The organism is Bacteroides luhongzhouii, assembly GCF_009193295.2.
Lineage (GTDB): Bacteria > Bacteroidota > Bacteroidia > Bacteroidales > Bacteroidaceae > Bacteroides > Bacteroides luhongzhouii.
The window spans coordinates 1,643,956-1,669,504 of record NZ_CP059973.1 but is presented as its reverse complement, the minus strand read 5'-3'; the positions used below and the strand labels follow the sequence as shown (position 1 = coordinate 1,669,504).

The window sequence follows — 25,549 nt, the reverse complement described above, 5'->3', positions numbered from 1 at the left end:
TTTTTAGAATAAACTCCAAGCGACAGTAAGCCCTGCCATTACAATGGCCACCATGCTCATTAGCTTTATTAAGATATTCAAGCTCGGCCCGGATGTATCTTTAAACGGATCGCCCACAGTATCTCCTACTACGGTTGCTTTATGAACTTCACCGCCTTTTCCTCCAAAGTTTCCTTCTTCTACATATTTCTTTGCATTATCCCATGCCCCTCCGGCATTAGCCATGAAGATAGCCAGTACGAAACCACTACTCAAACCACCAATCAACAAACCAAGTACGCCGGGAACACCGAAAATAAGGCCTGTAAGGATAGGAGCAATAATAGCGATTAAGGAAGGTATAACCATTTCACGCTGCGCACCTTTTGTCGATATTGCAACACAGCGTTCGTAATCCGGCTCCGCTTCTCCCGTCAGAATGCCCTTTATTTCACGAAATTGGCGACGTACTTCATCCACCATATGTCCTGCTGCACGTCCTACGGCATTCATAGTCAATCCACAGAACAGGAAAGCCATCATGGAACCGAGGAACATACCCGAAAGAACTTTCGGATTCATCAGATGTACTTCATAATAATCCATGAAGTCGATAAAAGTAGCATTCGCCACACTGATGGAACTACCATCCGCAAAGGTTAAATCTACATTACCAAGCCGTGTCAGGCCGATTCGGATTTCTTCAATATAAGAAGCCAGCAAAGCCAACCCTGTCAATGCAGCGGAACCGATTGCAAAACCTTTTCCGGTGGCAGCAGTCGTATTCCCTAACGAATCGAGCGCATCGGTACGTTTGCGGACTTCGGCACCCAAGCCGGACATTTCCGCGTTACCTCCTGCATTATCCGCTATCGGGCCATAAGCATCCGTTGCCAGAGTGATACCTAAAGTAGAAAGCATGCCGACAGCCGCAATACCGATTCCATACAATCCCATACCGACATTGGCAAAATCGCCTGCAGAAGCCAGCAGATAGGAAGCAATGATACCAATCACGACTGCAATTACCGGAATAGCCGTAGAAAGCATACCCAAACCGATACCGGAGATAATTACGGTGGCAGGTCCGGTCTTACCGCTTTCACTAAGTTTCTGGGTAGGGCGATAAGATTGGGAAGTATAATATTCCGTAGAACGTCCGATGATAATACCTACCACCAGTCCGACTACTACGGCACAAGAGATCAAAATCCAGTTATCAAGCTGCAGGAGCCACAGAATCAAAAATGCAGCGGCAACAATAAGCACGGAACTAAGATTCGTACCGAAAGCCAACGAACCGAGCAGATCCTTCATGGTCGCATTCTCCTTGGTACGGACAGCGAATATACCTATAATAGAAAGGATAATACCAACAGCCGCAATCAGCATCGGGGCGATAACTGCCTTGAATTGCATCACTGTATCTGCCGAATGGATAAAAGCAGCAGCCCCCAGGGCGGCTGTTGCCAGAATCGAACCACAGTAAGATTCGTATAAATCGGCTCCCATACCGGCCACGTCACCTACATTATCACCTACATTATCGGCAATAGTGGCAGGATTACGAGGATCATCTTCCGGGATTCCGGCTTCTACCTTACCTACCAAATCGGCTCCGACATCGGCTGCCTTTGTATAGATACCACCGCCTACACGGGCAAAGAGCGCCTGTGTAGAAGCTCCCATACCGAACGTCAGCATGGTGGTAGTGATTACACAGAGTTTATGAGTAGGTGTCAGCGCATCAGCAGGAATCACTGCATTCAGCAACAAATACCAAAAAGAGATATCGAGCAGTCCCAGGCCAACAACCACCAGTCCCATCACCGCACCACTTCGGAAAGCAATTCTTAATCCTGCATTCAGAGAAGTACGGGCAGCATTAGCGGTACGAGCGGACGCATAAGTCGCCGTTTTCATCCCCAAAAATCCGGAAAGCCCGGAGAAGAATCCACCTGTAAGAAAAGCAATGGGAACCCATGCATTCTGTACATGAAAACCATAAGCCATAATTGAAAACAAAATAACCAGCCCCAAGAATACGCAACCTACTATTTTGTATTGCTGTTTTAGATAAGACATAGCTCCTTTGCGTACAGCAGCAGCTATTTTTATCATTTGGGGTGTACCTTCACTCTCTTTCATCATCTGCTTATGAAAGTAATAAGCAAAGCAGAGGGCTAACACGGAAGCGACTGGAACGAGCCAGAAAAGAATGTTGTCCATAGGGTCAATTTTTAAAGGATTACGGAGGCTAAAAGTATGGAAATCAATCGAAATAAGCAAGTAAAAAAGAAAGAATTTACAGAGTTGGATCATTCTATTTTTCATACGTCACTTTGGACAGATAAACAGATGGCAGTTATTTATTTTATTCCCTCATTTATGCACCGAAAGGGGGTAAAACCAGTTCACCATCCCATAACAAAACAACGAATAATAGTCAATAACAACTAACTATCCGCCATTCTCTGCTTATTCTGCTGGGCAAATTCTGTAGGAGTAACTCCAAACTGTTTCTGAAGTTGTTCGTCAGCCCGTGACATGGCATCCCCTTGCGGAGTGCAGGCGCCATGCAACCACAAATTGCGTCTGAGATTGAACGAATGGTATTATCATTTTGATTACCATTCCTCTTCTCTGCTATGGATGGCTACCGTAGAGAACTATCCGCAACTGCCCACTTCCACCGAAACAAGCATCCTCGCAACAGCGACAATGCCGGACTAGGTGACTGGGAAGTGATGAAATCCAAACTGCCGGGCGGTATTCCTGCACTCGTGAAGTCTGCTAAAGAAGCCGAGAATACTTATTCAGGAGATTATCTGATGAAAGTAGGAATCAATGCTTTCACTACCAATCAAGCTTTCAGCCGTGTGATTGAAATTACAACCGAATAAAAAAAGTTGCAGCTATACCGTAAAACGGTATAGCTGCGATTAATGTTAAAGAGAGAGAATTTATATAATATGAGCATGGTCTCACGACCCTCCTAATATTCAATGAACATTTTGTTTCTTTACCTATTAGACGCACAAAAGCTCAAATCACTGCACTTGAAGACATTTTTTTTAGTTAAAGAATAAAAAAAGCCGCCATCCCACAGGAATAGCAGCTTTTATATCGTTAGAACATCTTGCTGACGCGTTCGATTCCATCCACCAATGTATCTATTTCCGATTTCGTATTGTACATAGCAAACGAAGCCCGTACAGTCCCTTCTATACCAAGACGTTGCATGAGAGGTTGCGCACAATGATGTCCCGTCCTTACGGCAATGCCTAAACGATCCAACAACGTTCCGAGGTCGAAATGATGGATATCTCCTACCAGGAAGGATATGACCGCTCCCCGTTCGGCTGCCTCACCGAATATACGTATCTGGGGAATCTCTTTCAGCCGTTGCAAAGCGTAAGTTGTCAGTTCATGCTCATGGGCGGCTATCTGCTCAAGTCCATGTCCATTCACGTAATCAAGGGCTTTTGCCAGTCCGGTAGTTCCGATGTAGTCGGGCGTACCGGCTTCAAATTTGAAAGGAAGTTCGTTGAAAGTAGTCTTTTCAAAAGAGACATGCTGAATCATCTCTCCTCCTCCCTGATAAGGCGGAAGGCGGTCTAACCACTCTTCTTTTCCATAAAGCACTCCGACGCCTGTCGGACCGTATATCTTGTGGGCAGAAAATACCAGAAAATCGGCATCCAACTCCTGTACGTCCACTTTCATGTGAGGGATAGACTGTGCAGCATCTATCAGGCAAGGTACACCGTGCGCATGAGCCGTCGCAATCATTTCTTTCACCGGATTCACTGTACCCAGCACATTCGAAACATGAACCACACTGACTATTTTCGTGCGTTCGGAAAATAGTTTTTCGTATTCATCCAACAGAAGTTCGCCTTTGTCATTCATCGGAATCACTTTGATGGCAATTCCCTTGCGGGCAGCCAGCAGTTGCCAAGGAACGATGTTACTGTGATGTTCCATTACGGAAATAATCACTTCATCTCCCTCTTCCATAAATTCGTCGCCAAAGCTGGAAACAAGCAGGTTGATGCTTTCCGTCGTTCCGCGGGTGAAGACAACTTCACTTGTGCTACGGGCATTAATAAACTGACGCACCGTTTCACGGGAAGCCTCATGCAATTCCGTAGCTTGTTGCGAAAGATAATGCACACCGCGATGTACATTGGCATTTACGGAATAATATTCATCCACCAACGCATCAACCACCAAGCGGGGTTTCTGCGTCGTCGCACCGTTGTCGAAATAAACCAAAGGTTTACCGTAAACCGTACGGCTCAATATCGGAAAATCCTCACGTATCTTTTGAATATCCACGTTTATTATTTTTTAGTGGTTACTTACAAATGGCACAGCCCTGACATCTGTTCAGCTCGCCACGGAAACGTTTCTCTACCAATAGGTGCAGGCGATCTTTCAGTGCTTCCAAACGGATGGTATCAATCACTTCATTGACAAATGCGAACATCAATAACAAACGGGCTTCTTTCTCTGCAATACCTCGTGAACGCATATAGAATAATGCACTCTCATCTAACTGGCCTACCGTTGCTCCATGCGAACATTTCACATCATCCGCGTAAATCTCCAATTGAGGTTGTGTGTACATTCGCGCATCACGTGTAGCACAAAGATTCCGGTTAGTCTGCTGGGAGTTCGTATGTTGTGCATCAGGACGCACCAATACCAATCCGGCAAACGCGCCTACCGACTGATCGTCGAGTACATACTTGAACAGCTCATTGCTGGTGCAGTTTGGTACGGCATGGTCAATGCTTGTATGATTGTCTACGTGCTGGTTCTTATCGGCAATTGCCATACCACAGAGGTTTATCTCGGCTCCTTCTCCTGCCAACAACACTTCAGTAGTGTTGCGGGTAGTACCATTATGCAAAGTCATTCCATTCAACAATACATTACTGTTTGCCTCTTGCTTTACATATAGGTTACTGATACGAACAGTGCTTGTATGTGTTTCTTCCAGTTCATACATATCGAATACCGTATTCTCACCTGCAAATACTTCAATCACTTGTGTAGCCAGGAAGTTCACGTTATCCATTGCATGGTCACAAATCAGCAGACGGGCTTGCGCACCATCCTCCAGGATGATTAGTACGCGGCGGTTCACCATAAAGTTAACATCTGCACGCAGGATATTTACCAGCTGGATCGGTTTTTCTACCACTACATTCTTCGGCACATAAAACACAACGCCGTCTTGTGCAAAAGCTGTATTGAAAGCAGTTATTCCATCTTTGGAAGTATCTGCCAACTGACCGTAATACTTCTTCACCAACTCCGGATGCTGCTCGGCCACCTCTTTCAGGCTGCCGAAAATCACACCTTCCGGCAGGTTTCCTTTGGGAAGTGCCCTATTATAAAATGCGTCATTTACCACAAAATACAGGGCGGTACTCATATTCGGCACATCGCACTTAAACACTTCATACGGATTGACCGGAATAGCCAGACGATTCAAGTTCAAACCGTAATCCGGTTCAAAGTACTTGCTCACATCCGTATATTTGTACTTCTCCATCTTACGGGTCGGAAATCCGAGTCGCTCAAAATCGGCAAATGCAGCTGCACGAGGCGCATTCAGCACTTCGGCACTATGCTTGCAGATCATTGCTTCCGTCTGTGAGAAGAGTTCTATATATTGTTGTTCAACCATCATCGTTTTATATTTGTCATTCTCCTACTTCTTTCTTGATCCAATCATATCCTTTTTCTTCCAGTTCCAGCGCAAGTTCCGGTCCGGCAGTTTTTACGATACGACCTTTATAAAGGACATGTACAATATCAGGTTTGATATAATCAAGCAAACGTTGGTAGTGGGTAATAACGATCGTACTTGTTTCAGGAGTTTTCAGTTTGTTCACTCCTTCCGCAACAATACGGAGCGCATCAATATCCAAACCGGAGTCTGTCTCATCAAGGATGCTCAACCGCGGTTCCAACATGGCCATCTGGAAGATCTCGTTCCGTTTCTTTTCACCACCCGAAAAGCCTTCATTCACCGAACGGTTAGCCAACTTATTATCCAGCTCTACAACCGCACGTTTCTCACGCATCAGTTTCAGAAACTCACTGGCTGTCAGTGCAGGCAGACCTTTATATTTACGTTGCTCATTCACAGCAGCACGCATAAAGTTGACCATGCTCACCCCCGGAATCTCTACCGGATACTGGAAACTAAGAAAGATTCCTTCATGGCTACGATCTTCAGGACTCAACTCCAACAGGTTCTTTCCATAAAAAGTGACCGATCCTTTTGTTACCTCAAAAGCCGGATTTCCCACCAATACGGAAGAAAGCGTACTTTTGCCGGAACCATTCGGCCCCATAATAGCGTGCACTTCACCGGGATTCACCGTCAGGTTAATACCCTTCAATATCTCTTTGCCATTAATGCTGGCATGCAGGTCTTTTATTTCTAACATGATTATATTTACGATTTAACAATTTACGATTTACGATTCATATTACTCAGACGACCCACACACTCACGAGAGAAACTTCAATCGTAAATCGTAAATCGTCTAATCGTTCAATTATCCCACGCTTCCTTCCAATGAGATAGTAAGCAACTTCTGTGCTTCTACCGCAAACTCCATTGGAAGTTTATTCAATACTTCCTTTGCATATCCGTTCACAATAAGTCCGATAGCATCTTCTGTCGGAATACCGCGCTGGTTGCAATAGAATATCTGGTCTTCACTGATCTTGCTCGTTGTGGCTTCATGTTCCACTACTGCCGTTTCATTATGAATATCCATATAAGGGAAAGTATGCGCACCACATTTATCTCCCAGCAACAGAGAGTCACACTGGCTATAATTACGGGCATTATCCGCTTTCTCAGCCACACGTACCAACCCACGATAGGAATTCTCACTATGCCCGGCGGAGATACCTTTACTTACAATCGTACTACGGGTATTCTTGCCCAGATGAATCATCTTCGTCCCGGTATCTGCTTGCTGATAGTTGTTCGTTACAGCTACAGAATAGAATTCAGCGGTTGAGTTATCGCCTGTCAGAATACAAGAAGGGTATTTCCAAGTGATTGCCGAACCGGTTTCCACTTGTGTCCAAGATAGTTTACTATCCACTCCCTTACAATTACCGCGTTTTGTCACAAAGTTGTATACACCACCCTTACCTTCCGCATCGCCCGGATACCAGTTCTGAACAGTGCTGTATTTTACCTCTGCGCGGTCGTGCACGATTATCTCAACGATAGCGGCATGCAACTGATTTTCATCCCGCATCGGTGCCGTACATCCTTCCAGATAAGAAACGTATGAATCGTCGTCCGCCACAATCAGCGTACGTTCAAACTGTCCCGTGTTACGGGCATTGATACGGAAATAAGTGGAAAGTTCCATCGGACAACGTACCCCTTTCGGAATATACACGAAAGAGCCGTCAGAAAAGACAGCGGAGTTCAACGCGGCAAAGAAATTATCCCGGTAACCTACCACCGATCCCATATATTTCTTCACCAAATCGGGATGTTCCCGCACGGCCTCACTGAACGAGCAAAAGATTATTCCTTTCTCCATCAGCGTTTCCTTGAAGGTAGTCTTTACGGAAACTGAGTCCATAACGGCATCCACCGCCATTCCGCTAAGAGCCATCTGCTCTTCCAAAGGAATGCCCAGTTTATTAAATGTCTTTATCAGTTCAGGATCAACTTCCTCCATGCTCTTCGGTCCTTCTTTCTTCTTCGTCGGATCGGCATAATAAGAAATCGCCTGATAGTCGATTTCAGGGATACGGAGGTGTGCCCAGGTCGGCATCTCCAGCGTCAGCCAGTGGCGGTACGCTTTCAGTCGAAACTCCAGCAACCACTCCGGTTCGTCTTTTTTCGATGAAATCAGACGAACGACCTCTTCATTAAGTCCACGCTCAATGATGTCTGTATGCACCTCTGTGGTGAAGCCGTATTTATATTTCTCCTCCGCAAATTTCCGGACAAACTCATTATCAGTCTTCTTTTCGAGTTCGTCTTTCTGATTGGGTTTCATTTTATTGGGTTCTTCTTGTTGCATCTTTATCTTTATTCTCTAATATATATTGTTGCGTCATATTCTTCGCAGCAGGGAAAAAGATCCCCGCAAACGTTTCCATCGGATAATATAACAAAGATTCTTCCTTTTTTGTTGCACTAATTAACTTATTATCGCTGTCCACAAACTCTATCGCACCGATCACTACACTCGTTAACAACAGAAACTTAAGTGCTCCCAGTCCACTTCCTAACCAGCGGTTCAGCCAGTTCAGCGAGATTGCCTGCATTGCTTTTGTCAATAACGAAGCTATCAATACAAAGATCAACGGTACGGCAATCCAGATCATGATAAAAGCCAACACTTGCGCAACTGTCATCGAATCCGTCACTGTCGGGCAAAGTTTTTCCGCCAAAGAGGCATACAAAGCTTTCGCCGCCAGCAGCCCGACTATTAACCCCAAAATAGAAGCCAACTGGCGGATAAAGCCTTTTACAAAGCCTACCACCGCTCCGGCGCCTATTACAATAAGGATAATGATATCAATCGTTGCCACATTTATAATGTTATAAGCCACAAATAATCGGGTGTATATTATAAGGTAATCACAGTGATAGGGTGTAGAATGATAAAAAATAAGGTGGTAAGGTGGTGTTCTGCAAACAGTACCACATTACCACCTTTTTATCATATCATGACCTCTGCTATATTATAACATTATAACATATCACTTATAATCTTACTCTATTATTTATAGCGTCTGTTTCACTTCTATTTCTTCGAATGTCTCGATCATATCGCCTACCTTCATGTCGTTGCAGTTCACCAGACTGATACCACATTCGAAGTTTGTACCCACTTCCTTCACATCGTCCTTGAAGCGTTTCAACGCGTTGATGTTTCCGGTAAAGATTACGATACCATCGCGGATCAAACGAGCCTTGTCGCTTCGTTTCACCTTTCCGGTCTTCACCATTGCGCCGGCTACCAAACCCACCTTCGTGATGTTGAATACTTCGCGGATTTCGATAGTTGCCGTGATCTGTTCCTTCAGTTCCGGAGCCAACATACCTTCCATAGCCGCCTTCACCTCTTCGATTGCATCGTAGATGACAGAGTACTTACGGATATCGACACCTTCCTGTTCAGCCATCTTAGCGGCAGCACCCGAAGGACGTACCTGGAATCCGACAATAATCGCATCCGAAGCGGCAGCCAGAGATACATCCGACTCGGAGATTGCTCCCACACCCTTATGGATGACATTTACCTGAATTTGTTCCGTAGACAACTTGATCAACGAGTCGCTCAATGCCTCAACAGAACCGTCCACATCACCCTTAACAATGATGTTCAATTCCTGGAAGTTACCCAAAGCAATACGACGGCCCAACTCATCCAACGTAAGGATCTTCTGCGTACGCAAGCCTTGTTCACGAGCCAACTGTTCACGTTTGTTAGTGATTTCACGAGCTTCCTGATCGCTTTCAACGACATGGAATGTATCACCAGCAGCAGGTGCACCGTTCAATCCCAATACCAGAGCCGGTTCAGAAGGTCCTGCTTCCTTGATGCGTTGGTTACGTTCGTTGAACATAGCCTTCACACGTCCGTAGCTAGTTCCTGCCAGTATGATATCTCCCACTTTCAGAGTACCGTTAGATACCAATACAGTAGCTACATATCCACGTCCCTTATCCAAAGAAGATTCGATGATAGACCCCGTAGCATTACGGTCCGGATTTGCTTTCAAGTCGAGCATTTCTGCTTCAAGCAATACTTTTTCCAGCAAATCTTCCACACCCATTCCCTTCTTGGCAGAGATATCTTGTGACTGATATTTACCACCCCATTCTTCAACAAGGTAATTCATTGCAGCCAGTTCTTCTTTAATCTTATCCGGATTCGCAGTCGGTTTATCTACCTTATTGATTGCAAATACAATAGGTACACCGGCAGCCATCGCGTGATTGATTGCTTCTTTCGTCTGCGGCATCACGTTATCATCGGCAGCCACAATAATGATAGCAATATCCGTTACTTTCGCACCACGTGCACGCATAGCGGTAAACGCTTCGTGCCCCGGAGTATCAAGGAACGTAATACGGCGACCGTCTTCCAGTTTCACGTTATATGCACCGATATGCTGTGTAATACCTCCGGCTTCACCGGCAATTACGTTCGCCTTACGGATATAGTCGAGCAAAGATGTCTTACCGTGGTCAACGTGTCCCATCACTGTAACAATCGGAGCGCGCGGCTGCAAATCTTCCGGAGCATCTTCTTCTTCAACGATAGCTTGTGCCACTTCCGCACTTACATATTCTGTTTTGAATCCGAACTCTTCTGCCACCAGATTGATTGTTTCCGCATCCAGACGTTGGTTGATGGAAACCATGATACCAATGCTCATACAAGTAGCGATAACCTGATTAACAGATACATCCATCATCGTTGCCAATTCGTTAGCCGTAACGAACTCGGTCAGCTTCAATACCTTGCTGTCTGCCATTTCCTGATCTTCCAGTTCCTGCATACGGTTGGAAGCCATTTCACGTTTTTCTTTACGGTATTTGGACGTCTTGTTCTTACCTTTGGTTGTCAGACGTGCAAGAGTTTCTTTTACCTGTTTTGCTACGTCTTCCTCGCTCACTTCCTGTTTGATAACCGGCTTCTTGAAGCGATCCTTATTATTGTTGTTATTTCTTCTGTTATTATTTCCTTGTCCGTTGCCCTGACCGTTGTTATTGCCATTACCGCCTTTACCTTGTATATTAGGTCTCGGCGCAGCAAAGTTAGAAGTCGCAACGTTATTAACGTCTACCTTTTCTTTATTGATACGGTTACGTTTTTTCTTAGCAGCATCCGCACTTTCTTTCGGACCGTTCTTCACCACTTTAGAATCATCCTTACGGATTTCTTTGATGATGGCTTCCTTCATCAATTTCTTCTGATCCTGACGGATTTTCTCTTTCTCTTCACGTTCGCGACGCTTCTCTTCCTTCGATTTCTTCTTCGGACGAGTAGACTGGTTCAATGCAGCCAAGTCGATCTGACCGATCACATTGATCTTCGCGCCTAATTCCGGTTGACGGATTTTGAAAACACCATCATCCTCCGGAGCCTTTTCTGCTACCGGGGTTACTTCAGCCTGTGCAGTTTCCACCTTTTTTTCTTCTTTATGTTCTTCCGCCTTCACAGGTACAGTTTCTACTACCTTCGGCTCTTCTTTTTTCACTTCTTCCACTACTTTTTCAACTTCTACCGGCTTCGTCTCCACTACAGGTTCCGGCACTACTACGGGCTCAACTACCACTGGAGTAGGCTCTACTACAGAAACAGGAGGTGTCACCACCTCTTCTTTCTTCACCTCGGGTTCTCTCTTCTCGGACTCCTTTTTCACTTCGGGTTTAACGACAGGCCGTTCTACAACAGATTCTTCTTGTTTCTGTTCCGGCTCTTTCTCCACCTTTTCAGGTTTACGACCGTTTATTTTATCCAAATCAATTTTTCCGACAGGTTTAAACTTCGGACGTGCATCCTCAGGTACGACTGTCTTAATCACATCTTCCGACTTCGGTTTCTCCGGCTGCTTTTCGAAGCCTTCAATCGAAACAGACGCCTTATTACGTTCCTTATTCTGACGTTCCTGTATGAAACGCTCCGATTCAAGTCTAAGGTTCTTATCTGTACTAAACTCCTTTACGAGTATAGCGTATTGCTCCTCGCTAATTTTTGTATTAGGATTAGCCTCTACGGTATGCCCTTTCTTTTGCAGGAACTCAACTACCGTCGCGATTCCTACGTTCAAATCTCTTGTAACTTTGTTTAACCTTATCGTCATATTTTAAAATTAATGAATAAATGGAGCTTTAAGAAGTTGATAGCTGATAAATGACAGTTGACAGTTGGCTGCGCTGTTTACAAGCCAACTTTCAACTGTCAATATTCTATTTTCAACTTTCAATTGAATCACTTTCTTCTTCAAACTCCGATTTCAAAATGCGTATTACCTCGTCCACTGTCTCTTCTTCCAAGTCCGTCTTTTCAATCAACATCTCACGAGGAGCATTCAACACAGCCTTCGCTGTATCGATGCCGATAGCCTTGATGGCGTCGATCACCCATCCGTCGATTTCGTCTCTGAACTCGTCGAGATAGATATCTTCGTCAGCTACATTCTCATCCAACTCACGGAACACGTCGATAGTGTACTCAGTTAACATACTGGCCAGTTTGATGTTCAAACCGCCTTTACCGATAGCCAGCGAAACTTCTTCCGGTTTGAGGAAAACCTCTGCTTTCTTCTCTTCCTCATTTAGACGGATAGAAGAAATCTTTGCCGGGCTTAAAGCGCGCTGTATAAACAATGAGATGTTCGATGTGTAATTGATTACGTCGATGTTCTCATTGCGAAGTTCACGAACAATGCCATGAATACGACTTCCCTTTACACCTACACAGGCTCCTACAGGGTCGATTCTGTCATCGTAAGATTCTACCGCAATCTTGGCACGTTCGCCAGGGATACGGGCAATCTTCTTGATGGTAATCAAACCATCATTAATTTCGGGTACTTCCATCTCGAACAAGCGTTGCAGGAAAACGGGAGAAGTACGTGACAAGATAATCTTAGGATTATTATTCTTGTTATCCACGCGGGCAACCACTGCACGGGCCGTTTCACCTTTGCGATAGAAATCACTTGGGATTTGTTCGGTCTTAGGCAACAGCAACTCGTTTCCTTCATCATCTAAGAGCAACATCTCTTTCTTCCAGATCTGATACACTTCTGCGTTGATGATAGTACCTACCTTATCTATATATTTATTATAAATACTGTCTTTTTCGAGTTCCAGAATCTTGGAAGCCAATGTCTGGCGGAGATTCAGGATAGCACGACGTCCGAACTTGGCAAAGATCACTTCGTCAGTCACCTCTTCGCCTACTTCGTAAGAAGCATCGATTTTTTGCGCTTCGCTCAACGAAATCTGCATATTCGGGTTAGTCAAATCTTCATCGGCCACAACTTCACGGTTACGCCATATCTCGAAGTCCCCCTTGTCCGGGTTCACGATCACGTCGTAATTTTCATCGGTGCCAAACATTTTCGCGATTACGCTACGGAACGACTCTTCAAGTACGCTAACCATCGTCGTTCTATCGATATTCTTCAGTTCCTTAAATTCCGAAAATGTATCAATCAAGCTGATTGTTTCTTCTTTTTTGGCCATAACTATTTAAAGCTAATTAAGTATTTAGTATATTTTATTTGCTCATAAGTGAAGGTCTCGTCCTCTTCTACCAGTTTCGGACGCTTTGCTCCTTCGAGTTTTACTTTCTTTTGTACGGCTACCGTAAACTTCTCTTCATCGGCATCTTTCAGTATACCGGCCAGTTTGCGTCCGTCTTTAGTCAATACCTCCACCTCTTGTCCGATGTGGATATAATACTGTTGCAGTACTTTAAAGGGCTGTCCGATACCGGCCGACCCAACTTCCAGTTCATAATCTTCCTCTTCACGGTTCAGTTTCGACTCTATGTAGCGGCTAAGCTCCACACAATCTTCAATCCAAACACCTTCTGCATGGTCTATTTCGACCACAATTTTGTCATCCGGGCTCACGGTTATTTCTACTAAAAAGTAGTCTTTTCCTTCCAGCCACTCTTCTACAATCTGACAAACAGTTTTCTTTTCTATCATTTATTAGCTATATAAGAACAAAAAAAGGAGCTTAATTGCCCCTCCACCTTTCATCCGTTTTCGGTTGCAAAGATATAAATAATCTGTTCGACTACAAAAGATTAAAGAAAAAAAGTATGAATTAACAGTACTATATTCGTATCTTTACGCCACAATTCAAAAAATAACGACTATGGCACATCGTCTCAACACTAATAAACAGTTTATGGTAGGTAATGGAATTCTTGCTTTTGCCGTCATTTTTGTAGTGGTTATTTTCGTATACATGAGTATGCGGTTACAACGGGAAAAGCAGGAAGAACGTCATTTCATCGAAAGCTACACAATCAGTCTGGTAAAAGGTTTTGCCGGAGATTCTATCTCTTTGTTTGTCAACGACAGTCTTATCTCCAATAAAACCATATCGGAAGAGCCTTACACAGTAGAATTGGGACGTTTTGCGGAACAAAGCGCTTTATTGATCGTAGATAATAACACAGAATTAGTCTCTACGTTTGATCTTAGCGAAAAAGGAGGAACTTATCAGTTTGAAAAAGAATCGGACGGGATTAAACAATTAGCCAAATAATAAAGGCATATCCCCCTATTACGTATCATAACGAACCATTATCAGGAATGTATAAGATTTAGAAGACAGCCAGAAATAGGAGCTTACAAGGCTTTACCCAAGATAGAATAAACTAAGTTCGTGACAATGCGAGAATATTATCTTGGCTGTAAAGCATTTTATATTTCCGTACGGTACTTTCTCAATTCTCCCCGCAAGGCCAATGCTTTTCCTTCTGTAAATTGATTCAGCAATGCCCAGAATCGTTCGCTATGATTCATCTCGCGGGTATGGCATAATTCGTGCAACAACACGTAGTCTATCAAATGAGAAGGCAGCAAAACCAGGTAATAGGATAAATTAATAGCTTTTCGAGCCGAACAACTCCCCCATCTGCCCTGACTGGAGTTTATTTTCACACTCGAATAGGGCAATCCGCATTGCTTGGACAAGAAGGCCAGACGTGAAGGCAGAATACTTTTGGCATTTCGTCTCAATAATTCTTCAATAACCTTATGCAACCAGCTTTGCAGTTTTTCATCTGTAAAATCAGCATGAGGCGGACAAACGATCTCCATTACACCCAACCGGGAATTAGCCAGAAACTGATCTTTCTCGCCCGACACCAAAGATAGTTTAAAATGCTCCGCATCAATCTTATAATTCAAATCAATCAACGGACGAGCGATTTTTTGCTGGGAGGCCAGAAGTTTTCCACGCAAATTCTCGATGGCCTGTTTCACTTCTTTCAGGGTAGTACCGGGAGGAACTGAAACATAAACAGCATCACTCTTGGTACGAAACACAAGACTTCTCGCACGTGAATTGACGCGTATCACCAGACGCCCTAACTCATCATCTTCTATAATCTTATCCATTATAATCCTCCTATCAACAGCCACAAAAGTAATAAAAAAGAAGATGCTAACGAAAAACTTTATGGAAGATGCAACTTTAGATCAAGTTCTTACGTCTAACCATTATATCAATCATAGAAAAGCGTAATTATGAAAACAAGTTTATTGCTCGTATTAGTCACGGGAATGTTTCTAGTACTTACTGCCGGCTCTTGCTTGCGGGGAAAACACATCGTAGGTAGTAAGAATTACATCTCCAAAGAAGTGAAAGCCGACCACTTCAATGAAATCAAACTAGTGGGAAGTGCCAACATCAGTTATTGGCAAGACACATGCAGCCATGTCGAAATTCATGGTTCCGACAACATCATACCACTTATAGAAACGTATGTGGAGGGTAGTACATTCATTATAAAATTCAAGAAGAATGTCACTATCTGGAAAGGAAAACTGGAAATAAAAGTTTTTGCTCCGGAGCTGAATAAGCTGTCGGTCAACGGTTCAGGAAATATAAGATTAATCAATGGGATACAAACCTCTAAAGATATTGAATTCCACATCAACGGTTCGGGCAACATTCAGGGAGAAGGATTCAATTGCCAAAAAATGGCCGTTTCAATTAATGGTTCGGGAGATGTAAGACTACAACAAATAGAGAGTCAGGAATGTCAGGCAAGTATTTCCGGTTCGGGCAATATCAATCTGAACGGCAAAGCCATTCAAGCGAGCTATTCTATTGCCGGATCAGGAAATATTCAGGCCGCCGATTTGCAAGCAGAAAACACAGACGCAAGCATTAGCGGCTCCGGCAACATCAGTTGCTATGCCAGTCAGAAGCTGGTTGCCCGCGTCAAAGGAAGCGGTGATATTGCCTATAAAGGAGATCCTCAAGAAGTGGATGCTCCAAGAAAAAATATACGGCAGATCAAATAAAGACAGTTTAAAAACATAAAAGGGCTACTGCATCGCGCGGTAGCCCATTTATTTAGTTAGTTTTATTATAAAAATTTGAGAGAATTGAAAACTTCACAGTTTCGCCTTCGTTGTTGTTTTAATTAAGCACACTAACTATATTATATGTTTAAAGCAAATGAAAATGTCTATTCGTTTATAACTTGCACCTTGTGGTTGATCCTCGCCAGACTATCAGCCAAAACCTGTTCCGCTTTCACATCATTTGAGATAGCGACCGACGGTGCAGTTACTTGTTTACCAATGGTATCCGTTGCCAATACACTTCCATCATCTCCGGAGAAAGAATGTTGCGCCACATTCCCCAAAGAAAGGATGATTGCAATTACGGCAGCGGCCTTGAACAGAGGAATAAAACGACCGGTCAGTGTCAAACGTTTCGCTTTTACTACCGTAGGCTCCACCTCTGCCAGAATACGTGCATCAAAGTCTTCGCCCAGTCCTACTTCCTGCTGAACCTGCTGATAAACAAACAGGTTTTTATAGCGAAGCAAATGAGCCGGAACCTCTTCCTTTGCGAAGAAGTCGCGCAATGTTGCTTCCTCCTCAACGGAAGTTTCGCATTGCCAGTATCGCTCGAGGAGCTGTTCTATATCCTTATAATCCATATTCGTCAATTTCTAAATACCTTTGTTTTACTTTTTGTCTGGCTCTGAAGAGGTTCACCTTTACTTGTTCCTCTGTCAGATTCAGCAAGCTTGCAATTTTTTTATAGCTTTCACCTTCAATGTCCCTCAGTTGCATGATAAGCCGCTGTTTTTCGGGAAGTTCGTTTACCAGTCTATTAATGATGTTCATTCTTTCATCATGAATCATCTGGTCATACGGACTGTTTGCATCAGGTTCTTCCTCCATTTCGGGGGTGAGTTCCACGTTTTGAGCTTCTTTCTTTTGACTCCGGTCTATCGCCAGGTTCTTTGCCACTGTCAGGCAATAGGCTTCGACCGATTCAAATTGAGACCACTCATCACGCTTGTTCCACACTCTTATCATGGTGTCCTGAACGACATCCTCGGCTTCGGCCCTATCCAGGGTGATTCTGAGAGCCAATCGAAAGAGTTTATCCTTCAACGGCAAAATATCGTTTCGGAAGCTGATTTCTTGCATCTCTATAATAATGACGGGCTAGGATATGAAAAGTTACAGTCGCCCACTACTTTTTTTGAATTATTTTTTTATTTTCGTTCCTCCAGAGTCGTTAATCGCTGACGCTAAGGTGATTACCACTTCAGAGACTCCTGCATTTATTGCTTCAAAAGAATTCTCCAATTTGGGAATCATACCTCCTTGAATAACGCCATCAGCTACATATTGTTCAAATTCGGCACGGGTGATTTGAGGAATCACACTGTCGTCATCATTCTCGTCACGCAACACGCCTTTCTTCTCGAAGCAATACACCAATGTCACATCAAACAGAGCCGACAACGCCTTCGCTGTTTCCCCGGCAATGGTATCTGCATTCGTATTCAGCATATTACCGTGTCCGTCGTGCGTCAATGGAGCCATTACCGGAACAACACCTTTATGTATCAAATCCGACAACAAAGTTGCGTCCACCTGTTCCACATCCCCCACGAAACCGTAGTCTACTTCCTTCACCGGACGTTTCACCGAACGGATTACATTCATATCCGCTCCGGTCAATCCGAGCGCATTGACTCCGCGTGCTTGCAGACCTGCCACAATGCTTTTATTCACCAGTCCGCCGTACACCATCGTTACGACTTTCAACGTTTCGGCATCGGTAATCCGACGACCATTTACCATTTTGCTTTCAATACCCAGTTGTGCGGCAATCTTTGTTGCCGAACGACCGCCGCCATGAACCAACACTTTATGTCCGTCGATAGCGGCAAAGTCATTTAACAACTGACGAAGGGTGGCTTCCTCTTCTACGATTTTGCCACCCACCTTAATTACTGTTAGTTTTCCTCTCATTTCTTGATTTCTAATAAGTTCGCCGAATGGAGAATCCGGCTCCGGCACCTTGCAGGTTATTCCAAATAAGTATATCCGTAAAGCCCTGAACGATAATTGGAAAGGAATTCTTTTCCTTCTTCCAAAGAGATCTTTCCTTCTTTCACTGATTTCGTCACCCAAGTTTCGAGTGTACGTACCAGTTTCTTCGGATTATACTGCACATAGTCCAATACCTCCGCTACCGTTTCTCCGTCGATAATCTGTTCGATATTATATCCTTTCTCGTTCACCGAAACATGCACGGCGTTCGTATCACCGAATAAATTATGCATATCTCCCAAAATCTCCTGATAAGCCCCTACCAGGAACACAGCCACATAATAAGGTTCTGTTTTCTTCAGTGCATGTACAGGCAGATAATGAGACACGTTACGGGTAGAGATAAAGTTGGCAATTTTGCCGTCCGAGTCGCAGGTAATATCCTGTAAAGTAGCCGAACGCTCCGGTTTCTCATCCAATCGCTGAATAGGCATGATCGGGAATATCTGGTCAATCGCCCAAGAGTCAGGAAGTGACTGAAACAGCGAGAAGTTACAGAAATATTTATCTGCAAGCAGTTTGGACAGTCCGCGGAATTCATCGGGCGCATGCTTCAAACCGCCGGCAATCTGATTAATCTCACGTGTAATAGACCAATACAGACGCTCGATTTGTGCACGGGTTTTCAGATCCACGATTCCATGACTGAACAAGTCCAGCGCTTCCTCCCTGATCTGCTGCGCATCGTGCCATGCTTCCAACATCTTATTCTGATTCAGCGAATCCCAGATACTATATAACTCCTGCACCAATTCGTGTGCGTCCGGAGCTATTTCCTCCTCGTCATCCCATTCGGGCAAGGTAGCTGTTTCAAGAACTTCAAAGATGAGAACAGAATGGTGTGCCGTCAATGCACGTCCACTTTCCGTTATGATATTCGGGTGCGGGATGCCATTTTTATCGCTCACGTCTACCAGCGTAGAGATAGAGTCGTTTACATACTCCTGAATGGAATAGTTTACACTACCTTCGCTATTGGATGAACGGGTTCCGTCATAATCCACTCCCAGTCCACCGCCAATATCAACAAACTCCACATTGAAGCCCATTGAATGGAGCTGCACATAGAATTGTGAAGCCTCACGCAAAGCCGTTTTGATACGACGTATCTTCGTCACCTGACTGCCGATATGGAAATGAATCAGCTTCAGACAATCTTTCAACCCTTTGCTCTCCAGGAAATCGAGTGCTTCGAGAAGTTCGCTGGAAGTCAAGCCGAACTTGCTGGCATCTCCTCCCGACTCTTCCCACTTTCCGCTACCGGAAGAAGCGAGTTTGATACGTATACCGATGTTAGGCTGCACATTCAGCTGCTTTGCCATTTTGGCTATCAGCTTCAGTTCGTTCATCTTCTCCACAACGAGATAGATACGTTTACCCATCTTTTGGGCAAGCAGAGCCAGTTCAATATAACTTTCGTCTTTATATCCGTTGCAAACAATCAATGAGTCAGAGTCCGTATTGACCGCAATCACCGCATGGAGTTCCGGTTTAGAACCGGCTTCCAGTCCAAGATTGAACTTCTTTCCGTGGCTGATAATTTCTTCCACCACAGGGCGCATCTGGTTGACTTTAATCGGATAAATAATAAAGTTTTGGGCTTTATAACCATACTCCTCGGCTGCCTGTTTAAAGCAGGACGACATCTTTTCAATACGGTTGTCCAAAATATCCGGGAAACGCACCAGCATGGGAGCCGCCACATCACGCAATTGTAACTCGTCGACCAGTTCTTTCAAATCAACGGATACTCCATCTTTACGAGGTGTAACAACGACATGACCTTTGTCATTAATACCAAAGTACGAGGTACCCCAACCTGTGATGTTGTAGAGTTCCTCAGAATCTTCAATACGCCACTTTCTCATTTTCTGTTATTCAGTGTTTTTAGTAAATAATTGGACGGCAAAAATACAGATTAATCTACATGTTGGCAATTAATTGGACATTAATTGTTTCAAACGGTCCATATAACCACTATTTCCGTTACGGGCATCATAGCGAAGTGCCAGCTCTTCTGCCTGCTGATAGAAATAATTGCGAAGCTCGTTTACCTGATAAATTCCGTCCGGACGGTAAAGAGAGAATTCCTCCGGTAACGATAAGGAGACTTCCGGGCGGGTCTCATACTTCAAGGCCTCTACCATATCGCAAGAGAAGCGATATTTCTTCAACGTATTCGTACGCAAACTCCAACCGATACACCGCTCAGCATATTCCCATCCTCTTTCCGGCTTCGTCATCATATTATAAACAATGAACAATCCCAAGTAGAGCAAAAGATATTCGTCCTTCTCTCTTCCCTGCAATGCTTCTTCGGCACGTGCGCACATATCGGCGGCAACTTCCGGTTTACCAGCTATCTGTGCATAATAAGAAAGCTTCAAGTAAGCCCGCAAATTAGCTTCATAACAGGTAACCTGCTTATTAATCAATGGTTGCGCCCGGCTGTAAGCCTCATCAAACTGCCCTGTTTCCAGATAATAATCCAGCATAAAATTCAGTTCGCAAGCCTCACACGACTGACCGTCTATCTTTTCATTCAGCATCTTATCAATGTATTCTTTCGCCTTGTCATACTGGCGCATCCTAACACATTCCACAGACCAGCGATGATAATAACTCCGCAAAGAATATCCATTCCGAAGAATACGGGTTTTATAATCCTCACCAACCGCTCTCACCTGTTCCATCGGAATTTCCGGCAGTTCGAACATACAAGCCCAGATCCATTTATATTTCCACAACAAGTCATCTTCTTTGATTACATCCTTGTGATTCTCGTAATCATCCAGGATTTTAGAGAACACGGTAATCTCTTCCGCATCTGCCGAAAGAAGATTCAGTTCATAGATAAGATCCAGTCTCAACTCCGTAGCCCATTCCACATCTTCGTTCTCATCAGCGATGCGGATAGCTTCTTTCAATAGATTGGCTTTTTCACTGGGATGCAGGCTGTTATTCTGTGTCTGCAACAGCAGTTTTTGTATTTCAAGCGTGTATCTCATACTCTTTTTTTAATTCAGGAAATTTATAAAATCATTCATTTTCGAAGTCATCAGTTCGCTAAGCGAACGGTTGAAAAGCTCCATTTCTTCACTGTTCACCGGATATTTACCTTGCAAAAGCGATTGTACATACAATATATGCACCACATGCTGAAACAGTTTATTGTCTCCCTGTATTTGCAATAAAGTCTGCACCATTTTGTTATCCGCATTGAAAGTGAGTGTCGGTGGAATCCGCTTGGCAGTATTCACAGTTCCTAGTACAGCCGCCAACGGATTATTGGCACTTTTAGCTGCATTCTCCTTTTCCTCCGCCACAAAGATTACCGGAATATCCACCGGAGTAAAATGCTTCAGACGGCAGACACAGCCAAACCGCTTCAACAAGTCGTTCGCTTTCATTTCAAAAGCCTGAAACTCTTTATTCGCCTCCACTTCACCAAACTGTTCCAGCAACCGTGAAGGAGATATTTCATCCAAAGTAAGTTCCGGATTCAGACGAACATACTTTTTCAACAAAGTTTCATCAAAAGTGTAAGCAGCATTCACCACCAGCCATCCTTGCGCTCCGGCTATACGGCGTACCTGACGGAAATCTTCCAGATTCTTGGTATAGCATATCACATTGCTTGCCGAACGAATACTTCCAAAACCACGCACCCCCTTATTTGTTTCAAAAGGAAGATAATCCATAAACAAACGGAGCAATTCATTGTCTTCCGAAGCAATCGCCTTGATATGGAAGTGATGAACAGCCAAGATCCGGTTGAACATGACGCGGTCATTCTGCACCAATCCCCGCAGATAATCCTTGATAGCCATCCCGATCTCTTTCCGTGCATCCTTCAACTGATCATTGCTTACCAAAGACTCGCGGGAGGCAGTAGACAGCAATCCGTCCGCATTCACCAGACAACGGATAAAGAAAGCCCACGGCGGCAACAAATTGCAATCATCCTCACTCAACAGCATACGTTTAAGGTAGACCTTATGAGAGTTGCGCACTGAAAATTGTGCGCGGAAAGGCAAAACATAAAGCACCCCTTCTACCTTACCGCTTTCTGTATAAATCCGGAAAGCATCAAGAGCAGACGACTGAAATACTTTTGCCCCATAATCCAGCAGTTCTTTACGAGTCGCCTTCGGGTCAAGCCATACAGGCGAAGGTGTATTTACCAATTCTTCTTCTCCCTGATAATGCAGATAGATAGGATATGGCAGCACTTCTCCATAACTGACCAGTATCTTCTTGAACGTTTCATATTCAAAAAGATGCATCCAGTCTCCTTTCGGGTGCAATACTACCTGCGACCCGATAGGCCGTTCTTCATCCGATAAAGTCAGCTGATACGTCCCATCCACTTTGCCACACCAACAAACAGGCTGTCCGCTCATTGCCGAACGACTCTCCACGGTGATTTCATTGGTCACTACAAAACAAGATAACAATCCGATACCGAACCTTCCGATAAAATCGTCCGCATCGGGAGTATCCCGTTTTGAACTCTCTCCGATAACCGTCAGAAAGCGATAAACTTCCTCCTCTTTCAGTCCGATTCCATTATCCCTGAACACCACCGTTTTGTCCTCATTCAGAAAAACATCGATACGTCCTTCATAATTCTCGTCGATATTGCGTAGTGCCGTGATGGCATCTACGCAATTCTGCAACAGTTCGCGAACAAAAGTATTCGGGTTACTATAAATGTGCTCTGATAACAAGGCAATCATACCTTTGAGATTGACCTGAAACAGATTATTCCCTTCTTTTTCCATGTTCCTCTTTTACTTTCTCCTCCTTCCGGTGATTTTAAGAGCTTTCTCATTGCCATTCTCTGCGGCCTTTTCGAACCACTCCATTGCAATTTCATCGTTTTCTTCCACGCCATTTCCTGTCAGATAGGCATTTCCAAGTTCAAATTGTGCTTTGTCGTTATTTCTTTCGGCAGCTTTCAGTAGCCATTGCACCGCGGCTTCCGGATTAGGAGTACAACCTTCGCCATACATCATCATCTTACCGAGATAATAAGTTGCAGCAATATTCTCATTTCCTGCCGCATCCGTAAACCAGCGGTAAGCTTCGGCATAGTTCTGTTTCACACCTACTCCGTTGTAATAGCAAAGCCCGGTACGATACATACTCATCGTATTTCCATTATCCGCAGCCAGCGTATAATATTTAAAAGCTTCCGTTTCATTATCTTCCACTCCGATACCCATTTCATAACAGATACCCAATCCTTCGTTATACCATTCGTATTCGGCAGCTTTCTTGAAATAGGCAAAGGCCTTTTCCGATTCGTTCAGACTGTCATAGTCATACAGGTAATACTCACCCATACGTAACATAGCCATTGGAATTTCGTTGGCCACAGCCTTCTCATACCATTCCACAGCCTTTTTATTGTCTTCCAGACAGGGACCGCAACCAAAGAAATAATAATCTCCCATTTTAAACTGGGCATAACCATAGTCCTGTTCTGCCGCTTTCGTCATATACTCCACAGCCTTTTGTGGATTTTCTTCCACGCCATTGCCATTCTCATAAGCCAGGCCCATCTCTGTCAAACAACGGGACTCTCCCTTCTCCGCCCCTTTGCCAAACCATTCGAGTGCCTTATCCCAGTCTTCTTTCGTTCCGATTCCTTCTTTATAGCAGCGTCCCAGAGCAAAGTTCGCATCATTATCACCCGCTTCAGCCGCCTTTGTATACCAAACGAAAGCCTCTTCCGGTTTTGCTTCACCAAGAACACCCTTTTCCATATAAAGACCAGAACAGAGCATCGCATAAGGATAACCTTGTTCAGCAGCCTTACTAATCAGTTCAAATGCTTTTTCATAGTTCTCCTCCACTCCATCGCCATTCTCATACAAGAACGCCAATTCTAAAAGAGCAAAACAAGAGCCCAATTCAGCTGCTTTTTCATAACATTCTCTTGACTTATCAGCATCTTTTACACCGCTATATCCATTAGCCAGGTAAAGCGCCATCCGACAATATCCGTCGGCATTATTCAGCGAAGCTGCCTTTTCATAAAGCTCCAACGCCTTCACATAATCCGGTTCTTCAGACAAGAAACCACGCTCATACATCCAGCCCAAACAATAAGCTGCATTTCCCGACTCCAGCTCAATAGCCTTCTCCAGCAATTCTTTCGCACGATTCATGTCCTCTTCCACCAAATCACCGTTGAAATAGATATTAGCCAGTTTTTCGATACCCTTTATATAGTCATCTTCCACACAACGGTTCAGGCACATCAGTCCACGTTCCACGTTCTTATATTCATCATTATACAGGTAGATCACCGCCAGTTCATACGCACTGTAAGATTCACAATAAAGCATACCCTTTTCCAGCCATTCAATAGCTTTCGGCATATCCAGCCATTCTTCTTTCTGATAAGTATACCCCAGGAAGTTAGCGGCAGCCCACACACCTGCACGCCAGGCTTTTTCCCAAAGTTCAAAGCCCAGTTCTTTCGGTTTATTCAGCTCCGGATAACGGAAATAAAGCGTAGCCAGATTTTTAAGACTATAAAGATTGGGAACTACCTCCAAAGACTTTTCGTAGCAAGCTGCTTCCTCCGCCACACCAGCTTCCGCCCTGTCGAGTGCGTCTCCCAGCGCTGCATATACATGAGCACGCAGACGTTCTCCTTCAGGCAGTTCGGCAAGCAGGTCATGACGCATCTGTGATGCCTTCGCCTCATCGCCTGTAAATTCTTCGACAAAAGCACGATAATGTTTTCCCCATAAAATAGCTTTAGGAGAAGTGAGAGCGGCAAAACGTCGTTCGCCCTCTTCTTTATTTTGTTCGCAATAGAATCCCATGTATTGCCAATAGGCAACAGTTGCTTCCGCTTCGGGCCAACCCATATCGGCAGCCTTTTCGTAGCATGGAAACAAATAACTCATATCCCGCTTTCCATAACGGGCTTCAGAATATTGCGCACCCTTCTGTGCCCATCCCGCACCGCTGAACACTGCTACACGATCGCATACCTGTATCACCTTTTCCCACCAGAATTCATATTCTTCTTCGTTGAGATCAACCTCTACATTACAATCAAAAGCACTGAATATCAGTTCAAAAAAATCTTCTGTTAATTTCTCGTCTTCTTTCGTGTCCAAAGCATATTCACATACAGCCAATGCTTCCCACCAATTTTCCGCATTTAATAATGAGGCCGGTGTATACTGTGGGAACCATACCCTTGCAGGCTGTCCGGACGCTTTAATTCTAGCGGATAACTCCCCAAATTTCTCTTTTAAAGTTTTCATGATATAGACTTTACCTTAATTTTGTGTTATTAGTCAATAAAAAATCTCATAACGAGTGCAAGGTACAAATATTGACCGAATGAACAATAAAGAGTATCAAAAAAATAAAGTCTGATATACAATTTAGGCACAGA

20 protein-coding genes are annotated in these 25,549 nt (G+C 44.1%); 3 read left to right on the top strand and 17 right to left on the bottom strand.

Features of this window, described 5'->3' with window-relative positions; translation table 11 throughout:
• Positions 1-3 precede the first annotated feature (3 nt).
• Entirely contained in the window at positions 4-2,208 is a 2,205-nt protein-coding gene (locus GD631_RS06060) for a sodium-translocating pyrophosphatase (RefSeq protein ID WP_143256810.1), read from the bottom strand.
• A gap of 419 nt (positions 2,209-2,627) precedes the next feature.
• Between GD631_RS06060 and GD631_RS22315 the strand changes: the two genes are divergently transcribed.
• Entirely contained in the window at positions 2,628-2,882 is a 255-nt protein-coding gene (locus GD631_RS22315) for an alpha-galactosidase (protein WP_143256808.1), read from the top strand.
• A 226-nt stretch (positions 2,883-3,108) separates the two neighbouring features.
• On the opposite strand, the gene GD631_RS06050 is transcribed toward GD631_RS22315, so the two are convergent.
• The 8 genes from GD631_RS06050 to rimP all read right to left on the bottom strand — a co-directional run bounded on the left by GD631_RS06050 (position 3,109) and on the right by rimP (position 13,725).
• Complete coding sequence (locus GD631_RS06050; protein WP_143256807.1) at positions 3,109-4,320, bottom strand: aminotransferase class V-fold PLP-dependent enzyme; 1,212 nt, start codon at positions 4,318-4,320, stop codon at positions 3,109-3,111.
• Between the two features lie 19 nt (positions 4,321-4,339).
• Positions 4,340-5,683, bottom strand: coding sequence for a Fe-S cluster assembly protein SufD (sufD, locus tag GD631_RS06045; RefSeq protein WP_143256806.1), 1,344 nt, complete (start codon positions 5,681-5,683; stop codon positions 4,340-4,342).
• A gap of 13 nt (positions 5,684-5,696) precedes the next feature.
• On the bottom strand, positions 5,697-6,449 hold the full coding sequence (gene sufC / locus GD631_RS06040; RefSeq protein ID WP_004307398.1) for a Fe-S cluster assembly ATPase SufC: 753 nt from the start codon (positions 6,447-6,449) through the stop codon (positions 5,697-5,699).
• A gap of 111 nt (positions 6,450-6,560) precedes the next feature.
• Positions 6,561-8,063: a Fe-S cluster assembly protein SufB gene (gene sufB, locus GD631_RS06035; RefSeq protein ID WP_370511848.1), complete on the bottom strand. Its 1,503-nt coding sequence runs from the start codon at positions 8,061-8,063 to the stop codon at positions 6,561-6,563.
• Positions 8,041-8,577 carry a CvpA family protein gene (locus GD631_RS06030; RefSeq protein WP_143256805.1) on the bottom strand — a complete coding sequence of 179 codons (537 nt, stop codon included), beginning with the start codon at positions 8,575-8,577 and terminating at the stop codon, positions 8,041-8,043. The genes sufB and GD631_RS06030 overlap by 23 nt, the downstream gene beginning before the upstream one ends.
• A gap of 195 nt (positions 8,578-8,772) precedes the next feature.
• Positions 8,773-11,865 carry a translation initiation factor IF-2 gene (gene infB, locus GD631_RS06025; RefSeq protein WP_143256804.1) on the bottom strand — a complete coding sequence of 1,031 codons (3,093 nt, stop codon included), beginning with the start codon at positions 11,863-11,865 and terminating at the stop codon, positions 8,773-8,775.
• A gap of 112 nt (positions 11,866-11,977) precedes the next feature.
• Complete coding sequence (nusA, locus tag GD631_RS06020; RefSeq protein ID WP_143256803.1) at positions 11,978-13,255, bottom strand: transcription termination factor NusA; 1,278 nt, start codon at positions 13,253-13,255, stop codon at positions 11,978-11,980.
• 2 nt (positions 13,256-13,257) lie between these two features.
• Positions 13,258-13,725, bottom strand: a complete 468-nt coding sequence (gene rimP, locus GD631_RS06015) for a ribosome assembly cofactor RimP (RefSeq protein ID WP_143256802.1) — start codon at positions 13,723-13,725, stop codon at positions 13,258-13,260.
• 172 nt (positions 13,726-13,897) lie between these two features.
• On the opposite strand from rimP, the gene GD631_RS06010 reads away from it, so the two are divergent.
• On the top strand, positions 13,898-14,293 hold the full coding sequence (locus GD631_RS06010; protein WP_143256801.1) for a hypothetical protein: 396 nt from the start codon (positions 13,898-13,900) through the stop codon (positions 14,291-14,293).
• Positions 14,294-14,451: 158 nt separating this feature from the next.
• Here GD631_RS06010 and GD631_RS06005 read toward each other — a convergent pair whose 3' ends face one another.
• On the bottom strand, positions 14,452-15,150 hold the full coding sequence (locus tag GD631_RS06005) for a YgjP family zinc-dependent metalloprotease (protein WP_143256800.1): 699 nt from the start codon (positions 15,148-15,150) through the stop codon (positions 14,452-14,454).
• A 129-nt stretch (positions 15,151-15,279) separates the two neighbouring features.
• Here GD631_RS06005 and GD631_RS06000 point away from each other — a divergent pair, with 129 nt between their 5' ends.
• Positions 15,280-16,062 carry a head GIN domain-containing protein gene (locus GD631_RS06000; RefSeq protein WP_008024080.1) on the top strand — a complete coding sequence of 261 codons (783 nt, stop codon included), beginning with the start codon at positions 15,280-15,282 and terminating at the stop codon, positions 16,060-16,062.
• 167 nt (positions 16,063-16,229) lie between these two features.
• On the opposite strand, the gene GD631_RS05995 is transcribed toward GD631_RS06000, so the two are convergent.
• From GD631_RS05995 to GD631_RS05965, 7 genes are all read right to left on the bottom strand, one after another.
• Positions 16,230-16,709, bottom strand: coding sequence for a PG0215 family putative anti-sigma factor (locus GD631_RS05995; protein ID WP_143256799.1), 480 nt, complete (start codon positions 16,707-16,709; stop codon positions 16,230-16,232).
• Positions 16,699-17,208, bottom strand: a complete 510-nt coding sequence (locus GD631_RS05990) for a GFO_1088 family ECF-type sigma factor (RefSeq protein ID WP_143256798.1) — start codon at positions 17,206-17,208, stop codon at positions 16,699-16,701. Before GD631_RS05990 ends, GD631_RS05995 begins: the two co-directional genes overlap by 11 nt.
• Positions 17,209-17,268: 60 nt before the next feature.
• Positions 17,269-18,042 carry an acetylglutamate kinase gene (argB, locus tag GD631_RS05985; protein WP_143256797.1) on the bottom strand — a complete coding sequence of 258 codons (774 nt, stop codon included), beginning with the start codon at positions 18,040-18,042 and terminating at the stop codon, positions 17,269-17,271.
• Positions 18,043-18,098: 56 nt separating this feature from the next.
• Positions 18,099-19,991 carry a biosynthetic arginine decarboxylase gene (gene speA / locus GD631_RS05980; RefSeq protein WP_143256796.1) on the bottom strand — a complete coding sequence of 631 codons (1,893 nt, stop codon included), beginning with the start codon at positions 19,989-19,991 and terminating at the stop codon, positions 18,099-18,101.
• A 69-nt stretch (positions 19,992-20,060) separates the two neighbouring features.
• A complete protein-coding gene (locus tag GD631_RS05975) occupies positions 20,061-21,131 on the bottom strand; it encodes a hypothetical protein (protein ID WP_143256795.1) in 1,071 nt (356 codons plus the stop codon).
• Between the two features lie 9 nt (positions 21,132-21,140).
• Positions 21,141-22,907 (bottom strand): HSP90 family protein, encoded by a 1,767-nt coding sequence (locus GD631_RS05970; RefSeq protein WP_143256794.1) that lies wholly within the window; start codon positions 22,905-22,907, stop codon positions 21,141-21,143.
• Between the two features lie 9 nt (positions 22,908-22,916).
• Entirely contained in the window at positions 22,917-25,415 is a 2,499-nt protein-coding gene (locus GD631_RS05965) for a tetratricopeptide repeat protein (protein ID WP_143256793.1), read from the bottom strand.
• Positions 25,416-25,549: the final 134 nt, after the last annotated feature.

Excerpts from the sequence above, each read along its gene's own strand:
- GD631_RS06060 (WP_143256810.1), bottom strand. The coding sequence starts at position 2,208 with ATGGACAACATTCTTTTCTGGCTCGTTCCAGTCGCTTCCGTGTTAGCC.
- GD631_RS22315 (WP_143256808.1), top strand. The coding sequence starts at position 2,628 with ATGGATGGCTACCGTAGAGAACTATCCGCAACTGCCCACTTCCACCGA.
- sufD (WP_143256806.1), bottom strand. The coding sequence starts at position 5,683 with ATGATGGTTGAACAACAATATATAGAACTCTTCTCACAGACGGAAGCA.
- sufC (WP_004307398.1), bottom strand. The coding sequence starts at position 6,449 with ATGTTAGAAATAAAAGACCTGCATGCCAGCATTAATGGCAAAGAGATA.
- sufB (WP_370511848.1), bottom strand. The coding sequence starts at position 8,063 with ATGCAACAAGAAGAACCCAATAAAATGAAACCCAATCAGAAAGACGAA.
- infB (WP_143256804.1), bottom strand. The coding sequence starts at position 11,865 with ATGACGATAAGGTTAAACAAAGTTACAAGAGATTTGAACGTAGGAATC.
- nusA (WP_143256803.1), bottom strand. The coding sequence starts at position 13,255 with ATGGCCAAAAAAGAAGAAACAATCAGCTTGATTGATACATTTTCGGAA.
- rimP (WP_143256802.1), bottom strand. The coding sequence starts at position 13,725 with ATGATAGAAAAGAAAACTGTTTGTCAGATTGTAGAAGAGTGGCTGGAA.
- GD631_RS06010 (WP_143256801.1), top strand. The coding sequence starts at position 13,898 with ATGGCACATCGTCTCAACACTAATAAACAGTTTATGGTAGGTAATGGA.
- GD631_RS06005 (WP_143256800.1), bottom strand. The coding sequence starts at position 15,150 with ATGGATAAGATTATAGAAGATGATGAGTTAGGGCGTCTGGTGATACGC.
- GD631_RS06000 (WP_008024080.1), top strand. The coding sequence starts at position 15,280 with ATGAAAACAAGTTTATTGCTCGTATTAGTCACGGGAATGTTTCTAGTA.
- GD631_RS05995 (WP_143256799.1), bottom strand. The coding sequence starts at position 16,709 with ATGGATTATAAGGATATAGAACAGCTCCTCGAGCGATACTGGCAATGC.
- GD631_RS05990 (WP_143256798.1), bottom strand. The coding sequence starts at position 17,208 with ATGCAAGAAATCAGCTTCCGAAACGATATTTTGCCGTTGAAGGATAAA.
- argB (WP_143256797.1), bottom strand. The coding sequence starts at position 18,042 with ATGAGAGGAAAACTAACAGTAATTAAGGTGGGTGGCAAAATCGTAGAA.
- speA (WP_143256796.1), bottom strand. The coding sequence starts at position 19,991 with ATGAGAAAGTGGCGTATTGAAGATTCTGAGGAACTCTACAACATCACA.
- GD631_RS05975 (WP_143256795.1), bottom strand. The coding sequence starts at position 21,131 with ATGAGATACACGCTTGAAATACAAAAACTGCTGTTGCAGACACAGAAT.
- GD631_RS05970 (WP_143256794.1), bottom strand. The coding sequence starts at position 22,907 with ATGGAAAAAGAAGGGAATAATCTGTTTCAGGTCAATCTCAAAGGTATG.
- GD631_RS05965 (WP_143256793.1), bottom strand. The coding sequence starts at position 25,415 with ATGAAAACTTTAAAAGAGAAATTTGGGGAGTTATCCGCTAGAATTAAA.